Origin of the sequence: Sphingobacterium sp. 1.A.4 (assembly GCF_002734245.1) — a bacterium.
Taxonomy (GTDB): Bacteria; Bacteroidota; Bacteroidia; order Sphingobacteriales; family Sphingobacteriaceae; genus Sphingobacterium; species Sphingobacterium tenebrionis.
This window is the reverse complement of sequence record NZ_PEAZ01000035.1, coordinates 51,275-64,058: the sequence shown is the minus strand read 5'-3', so window position 1 is coordinate 64,058 and position 12,784 is coordinate 51,275. Positions and strand designations below refer to the sequence as shown.

6 protein-coding genes are annotated in these 12,784 nt (G+C 41.8%); all 6 read right to left on the bottom strand.

Translation table 11 applies throughout. From position 1 onward, the window contains the following. Positions 1 to 355: 355 nt before the first annotated feature. Complete coding sequence (locus CRJ00_RS03730; protein WP_180268416.1) at positions 356 to 1,798, bottom strand: RagB/SusD family nutrient uptake outer membrane protein; 1,443 nt, start codon at positions 1,796 to 1,798, stop codon at positions 356 to 358. A 20-nt stretch (positions 1,799 to 1,818) separates the two neighbouring features. Next, entirely contained in the window at positions 1,819 to 4,965 is a 3,147-nt protein-coding gene (locus CRJ00_RS03725) for a SusC/RagA family TonB-linked outer membrane protein (RefSeq protein WP_099365542.1), read from the bottom strand. A gap of 583 nt (positions 4,966 to 5,548) precedes the next feature. Continuing rightward, positions 5,549 to 6,634 carry a formylglycine-generating enzyme family protein gene (locus CRJ00_RS03715; RefSeq protein ID WP_099365540.1) on the bottom strand — a complete coding sequence of 362 codons (1,086 nt, stop codon included), beginning with the start codon at positions 6,632 to 6,634 and terminating at the stop codon, positions 5,549 to 5,551. Between the two features lie 85 nt (positions 6,635 to 6,719). Then, positions 6,720 to 8,126, bottom strand: coding sequence for a Gfo/Idh/MocA family protein (locus tag CRJ00_RS03710; protein ID WP_099365539.1), 1,407 nt, complete (start codon positions 8,124 to 8,126; stop codon positions 6,720 to 6,722). Between the two features lie 267 nt (positions 8,127 to 8,393). Then, on the bottom strand, positions 8,394 to 9,695 hold the full coding sequence (locus tag CRJ00_RS03705) for a TolC family protein (protein WP_099365538.1): 1,302 nt from the start codon (positions 9,693 to 9,695) through the stop codon (positions 8,394 to 8,396). 1 nt (position 9,696) lies between these two features. Next, positions 9,697 to 12,774, bottom strand: a complete 3,078-nt coding sequence (locus CRJ00_RS03700) for an efflux RND transporter permease subunit (protein ID WP_099365537.1) — start codon at positions 12,772 to 12,774, stop codon at positions 9,697 to 9,699. Positions 12,775 to 12,784 lie beyond the last annotated feature (10 nt).

The following is a 12,784-nucleotide window of genomic DNA, read 5'->3' as shown; positions in this document are numbered from 1 at the left end:
AACGACCTGCTTGAGTGTTTTCATGTTAATTTTTTGATGTGAAACTGAAAAATCAATAGTGAAACTTCCCTTGGACTTGTCTCCTTATGGATATTCAAGCTGGACTGTAATTCCGCCTTACATTCTGTTCTGTCTTAGGAAGCGAAAAAGAGGAAGGCCATCTCTAAAAATCAGTATGCTAAAAAAGCTACTAAGACAGCCCTAGGCTCTCCCTCTTTTCACTAAATACAGCAAATCTATAAAACAAAAAATGTCTCCTACATTTGCTTGACACAAACATAGGAGACAGCCTCTTTTTTGTTGATCATTAACTTAATGTAATATAAACCACGTTCTATCAATAAAAACTTCTCTATTATTTGTTGATATCTGGATTATCAATAATTTCCCGCAAAGGAATTGGAAAAATATATTCCGGATCCGTTGGTAGGATGCTTTTTGCTGCACCAACAGAAACGATAGGCATATTTCTCCGTTGTAAATCTGGGATTCGGAAACCTTCTCCTAACAACTCTATCCTTCTTTCCAATAAAATAGCTTCTACCAATTTAGCCCTACTGTCAAATGTTGGGAATACATAATTCGCATCCGAACGATGTCTAATCGCTTTTAATAAAGCTAAAGCTCGCGCCTCATCCCCTTCTTCTGCTTCAGCCTCGGCTAGATTTAACAATACTTCAGCATAACGGATGGCCGGAACCCAATCCAAGTAAGTTTCCACATCTGTAAATTTCGTTAGATATCGAAAGGTGTTGGCATACAAATCCGTCAGATCTCTTTTTCTAGCATCCGTAGCGGGCCAATTCGGATTATTATAAATACCGGTACCTGAAGTATTAATATGATATTCCAAGTTTCCGATATTATAATAATAGGATAATTGATTTTGTGTACCTGGGACGTTGGTTAATTCAAATGGGAAACTCAAAATTCGTTCGGCACTGATCCGATCTGCATAAACCGTCGCTACTCGTCCAAGCAGTTCCTGATGAGTACCAGTTTTTGTTTTAAAAGGAGCAGTAGCGGTTACTAATTTATTTCCCTCTTCAATTACCTTAGGAAAATTCTTCATCGCTAAATAGATACGTGTTTTGAAGGCGATTACCGTGTTTTTATGTGCTCTTGTCGAAGTCCTATAACCATTGGAGTGACTCATTGGGACATCAATCTCCGATTCGTTCAGATCCTTTAGGATTTGATCATAAATTGCTTTTACTGTTGAACGTTGTATCGCATTATTTTCTGTCGTTTTTTCAGGTTTCAAACGCAGAGGAATACCTTTTGATGCACCATTATCAGCAACGTATGGCTTAGCAAACAATTGCACCAATGCATAATAGGCCATTGCCCTCACAAATTTCGCTTCCGCAATATATTCCTTCTTTTTGGCGTCCGTAATAATATTAGGACCTAATTTGGCCATTTCATCTAGGAAAATATTAACCCGATTGATGGTTAGATATCCTGCTACCCAAAAACCACCTACGTAACTGTCCGCAGGATCATTAGTAAACAAATAAACCGTAAAACCGGTTACCCCATTTTGGGCTCTGTTTAAAAACTCATCGCCTCGGATGTCGTTATAAATCAGATACCGTCCTCCATATAAAGCACCACTTTTCAACGATGCATATAGACCATTTACTTGCCCTTCAATCCTGGTAGCTTCTGCACTGATTTGATCCTCCGGAATCTCCGTTTCTGAAGCTCGGTCAAGAAAATCCTTCCCACAGGAATTAACCATTAAATAAACGGCTAAAAACAGGAAGCTCGCTAATATTTTTGTTGTTGATTTCATTTTTTTCATGTCTTGATAATTTATAGCCCTAGATTAATTCCAAATGTAAAAGTCCGACCGTTCGGAATCGAGTTCCGCTCTACACCAGAACTGAGGTTACTGTTACCATTCGAGGAAATTTCTGGATCCACACCGGTATATTTTGTAAGTAAGAAGGCATTATGCACAGAAACATAAAACCGAACAGAAGAAATCTGCGCACGTTGCAAGAAATCCGATGGTACTCGATAGCCAACTGTGGCCGTCTGAAGCCTTAAAAAATCTCCTTTTTCTACATTGGCCCCAATGGCATAAGAAGATCCATTGGAAACATTATCATTGTAGATGGCCAATGGAATTTTAGCATTTTTATTTTCTGGCGTCCAAGATTCCAAAATTTCAGTGGAGTTATTCCAGATCCGTTGATCCAATAAGCCCGCTCTTGTTCCATTGTAAATATAGTTCCCGCCCGAGTAGGTGAAATTCAACTGTACATCGAAATTGCGGAATTGGAAATCATTGTTGAAACCCCCATACCATGTTGGCAAGGTATTTCCCATGGCCACAGCCTGGTCTGCAGCTGTAGGAGCTGTTCTACCGTCCAAATAGGTATATGCAGCGCCAGGTGCTGAAGGTTGAAATTGAACCTTTTCACCTTCTTTATTGATGAAGATCCTTCGTCCATTTTCCGGGTTTATCCCTGCGGTAGGAACGGCATAAATTTGCGCCGCAGACTTTCCTTCTTCCGTTATACTTGTTGTTTCCAACGTAGCCGTACTGGCAATTATCGGTCTACCATCGTAAAGTTTTGTCACCATATTTTCATTGGTTGCAAAATTCACATTTGTATTCCATTTAAAATTTTCTCTTCGTATAGCTTGAAAATTCAGAGAAAATTCCCATCCTTTATTATACATACTACCCACGTTCATCAGAATAGAACTGCCAGGGATACCTTTTGACAACGTTTGTGGAACAGCCAAAATCATATTATCGATATCCTTGTTGAACCAGTTCACTTCTGCCGTCAATCGATTATCCAACATGGTAAAATCCAATCCAATATTGGTTTGGCTGCTTGATTCCCACTTCAGGTCCTTTAAGCCCGCTTGTGCGAAAGCCACAATACCATCTTGCCCATAAACCCCCGCTGTATATAGATTATTGGTGGCATACCAGTTTGTTAGATTTCCATTACCAACACGCCCCCAACTTCCTTTAAAACGCATGGAATTGAACAACTCACCCAATACCGAGGATTCAAAGAAATTTTCTTTTGAAATGGTCCAGCCTAAGGATGCACCTCCAAAATTACCCCAACGATTGGCCGCTGATAAAGCCGAATTACCATCTCTTCGAATATTTGCGGTGATGAAATATTTCCCAGCAAAATCATAGTTCAAAGAACTTAGGTACGACTCAAAGGCCTGTTCTCCAATCCCGTTTCCACTTGGTAGGTTATTTTTATACCCTCCTTGAAATTGGTTAAAGAATCTATCGGTGAGAGCTGTTCTTGTACCACCCCAAGTTTCCACCCGGTTCAATTGAGATTCATGACCAACCAAAAGCACGAAATTATGATCATTAATGGATTTTGAATACACCAGGTTATTCATGAAAATCCAGTTATTAGCCTTAGCCGTATTATTCGATGCAAAACCTTGGTAACTGAAGCCATCTCCATTTATAGGATTCCAAAAAGTCTGGTTTCCGGTATTCCTCAAGTCCCAAGTATAACTAGAAGAGAATTTTAACCCTTCAATTATATTGGCCTCAAAATTTGCATTGGCAAATAAACGATTGGTTTCCGATGTGTTTTTATCCAAGTCAATGATCGGCATAGGGTTTGGATAATTTGGAGCAAGGACATTCTTACCTTTTCCAATAGAATTACCGGTAACACTATAACCACCATCTGGTAAATAAGGGGAAACATTCGGTGCTTGAACCATGGCAATCCGACCAAGCCCAGAAGTATTGAATGCTGCTCCAGGAACAGATCCTGAATTGGGTGACTGGTTATGACTGTTCGTGTAACTAAAAGATCCGCCAAACTTAAATCTATCGGACAACCGATGATCTATATTCGCTCTAATTGCCTTTCTTTTAAAATTGTTCTTGACCAAGATCCCGCGTTGATCCGACATGTTGCCTGAAAAATAATAACTTGTCTTTTCGGTTCCGCCAGTAACACTTAAATTATGGTTATGGGATATTCCATTTTGATAAACTAAATCCGCCCAGTTGGTTTCCACAATACGGCCGTCTTCCAAGGTGTCTAGGAAAAAGCCTCCTGCCTGAGGAAAAGACCCCTGAGGTAATCTCGGATTCAAGGCTCTTGCATTAGCTATAGCCTTGTTTTTGTGGGTTACATATTGTTCTGCATTAAGGAGCTCAGGTAATCTGACCGCTTGGGAAGAACCCATCCAGCCATCATAGCTGAACTTGGCATCGCCTGTTTTTCCGCGTTTTGTCGTAATCACCAAAACCCCGGCTGCAGCTCTCGAACCATAAATCGCCGTAGAAGCTGCATCCTTTAAAATATTGATCGAAGCAATATCTTCAGGATTGATATCTCCTAGCGGGTTATTCACCGAAGAGTTGGAAGATACGTCTCCTGTGGAGATCGGAATTCCATCCACTACGACCAACGGAAATGAACTTAAGGAAAGGGAACTTAGACCCCGAACCCGAACTACAGGAGGGTTGTTCAGCACCCCTGAAGGTTGAATAATATTCACACCAGATGCTTGTCCTGTCAAACCTTGACTAAAACTCTGTAAAGGCCGATTAGCAACTTTATCTCCAGCAATATTTGCCGATGATCCAGTAAAACTTTGTTTTCGTTGTACCAAATATCCTGTTACAACTATCTCATCCAACACCTCCCCAACAGCAAGGAGAGAAATATTGATAACCGTTCTTGAACCAACTTGGGCAGATTGATCCTGATAGCCAACATAAGAAAATAATAATTTCGCTTGTGAATTTGGTACGGTGATGGTGAACTGTCCATCTTGATTGGTTTGGGTGCCTAAAGTTGTTCCAGATACTAAAACTGAAACACCTGCCAAAGGTTTGGAATCGCTTGCTGAAGTAACTGTTCCAGTTACTTGTCGACTTTGTGCATACGCTTGTCCCATCATCATCCAGATGAGCAAACAAAAGAGTAAAATTTTTTGTTTCATACGGTTAATTAGTTTGTTGTTTGTTAATTGGGGTTTACAGTGGCGCGTAAACTGCTAAATAACTACCATGTTATTAATCATTAATTAAATATTCAAATTTAATTTTAATTACACAAATATTTTTTGAAAAATTAATACATTTTAATTCATTAATATTTTTAATAAAGATAATAATATGGGTAGGAATTAATAAAAATTATGGTTGATTAATGTTTTGGTATAAAAAAGAAAGTAAATAAAAATAAAAAAGGAGGGCGAGTGCCCTCCTTGTCAGATTTGTTTTTGAAAAATTCTATGAAATAACCCGCTTCATAACCCTGCGTCATTGCGAGGAACGAAGCAATCTTTATCCCCACGTCATTGCGAGGAACGAAGCAATCTTCCCCCATGTCATGCTGAGCGAAGTCGAAGCATCTAAATTTGGTACCCGTACAGATCCTTCGACGCTGCTCAGGATGACACTAATCGAAAGATTGCTTCGTCGTACCTCCTCGCAATGACGAAGAGAACGCAATGACGACGAGAACGCAATAACGCAAATTTTTCTCGCAATGACGGAGGGCGTACCTAGCCAACAACACACCTATTTATCAACCACACACCTAAACCCCACATTATTAGTCGGCGAATTCACTTCCCCTTTTCCCCTACTCCCCGCCTTATACCTTTCACAATACTCATCATTACATAAAAAAGAACCACCGCGCTGCACCCTCTTCACTGCCCCTGGCTCCTGCGGATCATAAGAATCCTTAGGTCCTTTCGGATTATCCTTAGCACTCGCCCCATAATAATCCGGTCGATAGAAATCCGAACACCATTCCCATACATTCCCCTCCATATCATACAACCCATAAGCATTTGCCGGATAAGATTTTACAGGAGCTGTCGTTTCATACCCATCCTCCTTCGTATTCTTCAATGGAAACTTGCCCTGATAAATATTCGCCAACCATTTCCCATCCTCCAATTTCTCATTCCCCCAATAATAGGTTTCATTCACATGCTTACCAGCTTTCGCCGCAAACTCCCATTCCGCCTCCGTAGGCAAACGCTTGCCCGCCCATTTCGCATAGGCTTCTGCATCCTGATATGCCAACTGAGTAACCGGATGGTTTTCTTTTCCTACAATAGAACTCCCAGGACCCTCCGGTTGCCGCCAATTCGCATCAGGCACATACTTCCACCACTGCAGATGGTTCTGCAAACCTTCCACATTAGCCGGCGCAGCGAAAACAGCCGATCCAGGCACCAACATAGCCGGATCAACCCCCGGAAACTCCTTAGGATCCAATGGGCGCTCAGCTACCGTCACATAACCTGTCGCCTTTACAAAAACGGTATACTGCGCATTAGTTACTTCATGTGCATCCATATAAAATGGCGAAACCTGCACCTCATGAATAGGCTTAGCATCCTCAAAAGCCTCCGAACCCATCCGAAACAAACCTCCTGGTATATAAACCATTTCCACTTCATCCTTACCTTGAATACGCTGCAAGGAATCGCCCTGGTTCACCAAAGAAGCAAAACGAGAAGGAATACTTCCATTATGGCATACCGCCGCAGAATCTGAAGCCAATAAAGAATTGGAATCTTGTTTTTTATTCGTTGACTCACAAGCCTGTAGAGCACAAGCCAGAAGGATCAATAGGTTGATTTTCTTCATGATAGAACGATGATAACAAAAAAAAGGTTGCTATCCAAAGAAAGCAACCTCTTATAAGGGGATTATTTTAAATTATACGTATTCGTTACACGTCCAATTGAATGTTCTTTCCGTTTACTTTCGCACGGATTTTCGTGTTCCCACCACCATTCAAGGTCATGTCGTGTGGCTTGTTGGTTTTCCAGTTACCTCTTGTAAAGTCAGGAACCTCTACTGTACGACTGTTTTTAGCAACAGACTGTACGCTCAAAGGAACTACAGCACTCCAAGATGCACCATCATATACCGACTGATCCAATGGTAAACCATTACGCAAACAGTCGATCATACGCCAGTCCATCATGAAGTCCATACCACCATGACCACCAACTTGCTTCGCTTGTTCACCAATGAATTTAACCAATTCTGGTGTGTATTTGTCATATAGCCCTTTCAATTCTTCTGGTTTGATGTAGCTATGACCAAAAGCAATTCCTTCTTGCGGATACTTCTGTGCAAAACCTTTGGTACCACTCAATAAGTGAATACGGGAATAAGGTCTTGGCGAAGTTACATCATGTTGGATCATCATGGTTTTACCTTTCTCCGTCTTGATCAACGTAACGTCCATGTTTCCTCTGTATTTCTTACCCACAAATTCTTGGTAGAAAGAATCCTTAGCTGCCAATTCCCTAGCCTTATCAGCCATTTGGAAATCATTGGATTGCATAGCCACTAAATGCGTCATTCTATCACCGGTGTTGATGTTCAAACATTGTGCGATCGGACCAATACCATGTGTTGGATAAAGGTTACCATTCATTTTGATGTTTTCACGCAACCTCCACATATTGTCATACCCATTTTTGTTGAAGTTCAGATCCAATAGATCGTGGATATAAGCTCCTTCAGCATGTACCAACTCCCCGAACATACCCTGACGGGCCATGTTCAAAGTCAACATCTCGAAGAAATCATAACAACAGTTCTCCAACATCATACAGTGCTTTTTGGTCGCTTCTGATGTTTTCACCACTTCCCAGATCTCGCTAATGGTCAATCCGATCGGAACTTCAGTAGCCGCATGAGCACCTGATTTCATCGCTTCGATCGCCATTGGCGCATGGTACTCCCAAGGTGTACAGATATATACGAGGTCTAAATCTTCATTCTTTAGCATGGTTTTCCAGCCATCTTCGCCAGAATAAGCTTTAGCTTCTTTTAATCCTTTTTTGGTCAGGATGGTCTGTGCTTTCGTTACACGGTCAGCATGCTTATCGCATAAAGCAACAATCTCTGCACCTTCGATGTAAGAAATACGATCAACGGCACCTGGACCACGCATTCCTAATCCAATGATAGCAACTTTTACTTTATCAATTTTTGGAGCAGCAAATCCTGCCATGTTAAAGTTTGGAGCTGCAAAAACTTGGTTATTTAATGAAGGTAAAGCAATTGCCGCTGACGACAATAAACCTGCCTTCTTCAAAAAATCTCTACGGTTGTTATTCATAGTATATAATAATAAAGAAACTAAGTTACAAAATTATGGGGGACTAATAGCCCCCCAATAAATCACCTATTTTAAAACAAACTAAACAGTCGAATTTTGAAAACTATCAAATTATTGAATTTCATAATTTGGTTGAGGAGCTTGATAATCAAACCCCTAATACAAGTATAATACGTTTTTCAGTAATTCAAAAATGATTTGGAAATGCAAACGTTTGTTCAATTTACACAACCGATTGCTTTACTGTCATTTTCTTGAGACAATTACCTAAAGATCGATGTTCCCTATAATTTCCTTCAATTGCAACTCGGATAATTTAGCTTGTAAACGAGCGGAATTAAATCGAGATATCGCATTGATGAAGTTCTCCTGGGCATCCCTGAACTCCACTGCGCTGATTGTTCCGATCCTATATTTTTCGAGGGTGATATTCAAATTCTGACGGGCAATAGCCGCATTGTTATCTTCTAAACGTGCCAAAGACAAGTTGGTTTGGTACGTCTGAAAGGCGGTAGATATCGCTGTTCTAACCATTAGATCCTGTTGTTGGATTAATAGGTCCGCACTTTCTAATTGTATCTTGGCATTTCTTTCATTCCTCCGTTGGTTAAAGCCATCGAACAGGTTGATCGATGCCGTAACACCATAATTCAATCCACGTGAATTGGAACTGGAAACGAATCCCAAGCTGGATTCGGATTCCGAAAGGTTATACCCGGTGGTCAAACGTACTACTGGATATCGCCCTGCCCTAACCCGTTTCACTTCCAGTTCGGCCATCCGTTTGTTCACTGCTATGATCTGCAGGTCCGGGTTATGCGCCCTAGCTTTCTGCAATAAATCCTCGAAAATGAGGGTATCGTCATATTCCACATCCTTTTCCACATCAAAATCAATACTCAGCTCCCTTGCCATCAAACTGTTCAGATTGATCTTCAGATTCTTGACTACATCGGCCTGCCGCAACCGGCTAGATTCATCTTCGTTCAAATTCACCTGCACATTAAGCACTTCTAAGCGAGAGGCTTTTCCGATCGAAAACCTGTTTTCTGCTGTTTTCAACCTTTCCTTCGAGATATTGATACTGGAATCAATGGCCAACAACAAATTCTGCTGTTCCACTATGGTATAATAGGTAGAGATTACATCTGAAACCGTCGTCAATACCGTTTTTTTCAATTCAAACTCGCCTTGTTTCCGCAATTCCTTCAATTGGTCATAACGAGAGAACATGCCAAAACCATCAAAAATCGTCCATCCTACACTCACCCCGACCGACATACTGTTGTTTTTGGCATTCCTTAAAGAACGTTCATCTCCATTGGACTGCGTCTGCCTGGAGTTCTGCACACTATTGCTCTGGGAGAAATTTCCCGTCACATTTGGTAGCATACCTGCATTACCGTAGGTCACATTTTCCTCGGCAATCCTTAAATCATTATTGGAAAGCTTGATTTCATAATTATTCTCCAAGGCTATTTCCACGGCCTCTTGCACCGTTAATAGCCCCTGAGCTTGAGAACCCGAACAAGCCAACATCAATAACCATATGATCCCTAAATTCTTCATGTTATTCTTCAATTTGCTCCAATTCTGGATTCTTATGTTTCTTTCTGGACATCATTAAATAAAAGGCAGGAATGACAAATAAGGTCAATACCAAGGCAAACATGGTTCCACCTACAATCACAACCCCCATACCGATCCTACTGGTGGATGCCGCACCTAAAGACATCGCAATAGGCAATGCCCCCAAGGCAATGGCCAAGGAAGTCATTAAAATAGGTCTCAACCTGGCTTCCGAAGCGGTTACCACTGCTTCGTATTTTTCCATTCCTTCTTCCCGCAACTGATTGGCAAATTCAACGATCAGAATACCGTTCTTGGTTACCAGACCAATCAACATGATCGTACCGATCTGACTGAAGATATTCCAGGATTGGCCAAATAACCACAGCGAGAACATAGCCCCTGCAACAGCCATCGGAACCGTGATGATGATGATGATCGGGTCGATAAAACTTTCAAATTGTGCTGCCAAGATCAAGAAGATCAAAAGAACAGCTAATCCGAACGCAAACATGGTATTTGATCCACTTTCTACGAAATCTCGGGATTCACCCCCCAAGTCCGTGGTAAAGGTATCATCCAACACCTTATCCTTAATGGCTTCCATCGCTTCAATACCGTCTCCCATACTTTTACCTGGAGCAAGTCCGGCAGAAACCGTAGCCGACATGTAACGGTTGTTATGGTACAATTGCGGCGGACTACTCCGCTCCTCGATTTCTACAATATTATCCAACTGTATCAATTCTCCTTGACCATTCTTCGCATAGATAGATGCCAGATCCATTGGTGTAGAACGATCCTTCCGATCAAATTGTCCCATCACCTGATACTGCTTTCCATTCATCATGAAATATCCAAAGCGCTGGCCTGAAAGAGACATCTGTAAGGTTTGTGCCACATCCAATACCGATACGCCCATAGATTCTGCCTTTTCCCGATCAATCGTAACGTAGATCTCCGGCTTATTGAACTTCAGGTTCACGTCAGTAATGGAAAACGTCTTATCGTTTGCCAATTCTTCCATAAATAAAGGAATCTTTTCTTCCAATTTCTGGAAATTAGGGGCTTGGATAATATATTGAATAGGCATACCCCCACGTCGGTTCACCGAAATGGTGGGTTGTTGGGAAACTGCCACCCTGGCCTCAGAATATTGCCTGGTCAATTTCGAAAGATGATCGGCGATTTCAGCTTGCGATCTCTCCCGTTCATCCGGCTGAACCAATCCCAACCGAACAAATCCACTATTGGAAGACGCAGAACCGAATCCTGGAGAAGTGATCACTAAGCTCACTTTCTTTTCAGGCACCGAATCATTGATCAACATCGTGAGATCCGTCATAAAACGATCCATATAATCGTAGGAAACCCCTTCCGGTGCCGTTGCCCGTAAACTGATATAACTACGGTCATCATAAGGAGCAGTCTCCTTTGGTAATAATTGATAGAAAAGATAGATCAAACCAAAACAAAGGATAATCGTCGCAAAACTCAACCATTTATATTTCAGGAAACTTTTCAGTCCACTTGCATAATCCTTGTTCATCATCTCGAAATACTTTTCCGTTCGGATATAGAACTTGGAATGTTTCTGCTCGCCACCTTTCATTAAATAGGCATTCAACATTGGCGTTAAGGTCAGGGAAACAAAGGCCGAGATCAGTACCGCCGCCCCGATGACGACCCCAAATTCTCGGAAAAGCCTTCCCACGAACCCTTCGAGGAAGATTACCGGCAGGAAAACCGCAGCAAGGGTAACAGAAATGGAGATAACCGCAAAGAAAATCTCATTGGAACCTTTGATAGCTGCTTCAATTGGCGACATCCCCTCTTCCACCTTCTTGAAAATATTCTCCGTAACTACAATACCATCATCCACCACCAATCCCGTTGCCAGTACGATAGCCAACAAGGTCAATACATTGATGGAAAACCCGCAGAGGTACATGATAAAGAAAGTAGCGATCAAAGAAACGGGTATATCGATCAAAGGTCGGAATGCAATGGACCAGTTTCTAAAGAATAGGTAAATAATCAGTACCACCAGGACAATCGCAATCCCTAAGGTCTCCACTACCTCCAGTACCGCCTTTTTAACAAAAAGGGTATTATCGATGGCAATATTGGTTTCAAAACCCTCAGGCAGTTCATTCTCTAACTTTTCATATTCCTTGTGGAATTGGTCTGCGATGTCCAGGTAATTCGTTCCTGGCTGTGGAATGATTGCCAAACTCACCATCGGGAAACCTGAATCCGACATTTTGGTTTCAAAATTCTCTGCCTCTAGCGCGGCTTTACCTACATCCGAAAACCGGATGATCCGGTTGTTGTCCGAACGGATGATGATATTGCTGAATTCCTCTTCTGTTGCGAGATTCCCTAAAGTCTTAATGGCGAGTTCTGTATTTGCTCCGGTCAGCTTTCCCGAAGGAAGCTCTACATTCTGTGTGTTCAGCGCATTCCGTACATCCATAACCGTCAAGCCATAAGAAGCCAGTTTTACCGGATCGATCCACAAGCGCATGGCATATTTTTTCTGCCCCCATATTTGAACTGAACTTACACCGGGAATGGTCTGCAATCGCTGTGCAATAACATTCTCCGCATAATCCGATAGCTCCAATACGTTTTTCGTGGCGCTCTGAATGGTCATGGTGATAATGGGCTCCGAATCGGCATCCGCTTTGGAAACTACCGGCGGGGCATCGATATCCTGAGGCAAGCTGCGTAATGCTTGGGAAACCTTATCCCGAACATCATTGGCTGCCTCTTCCAGGTTTTTGTCCAAGTTAAATTCAATACTGATGTTACTGGACCCTTGGTTACTGGAGGACGAAATATTCCGGATACCATCGATGGAATTAATGGCCTTTTCCAAAGGCTCTGTAATCTGGGATTCGATAATATCGGCATTCGCTCCGGCATAATTAGTCCTTACGGAAATCTGCGCCGGGTCAATGGAAGGGAATTCCCGGATCCCTAAAAAGGTATAGCCAATAATCCCGAACAGGATCAAGACTAGGTTCATCACAATCGTCAGAACCGGACGTTTTATACTTAAGGTAGATAAACTCATTTTTATTCGC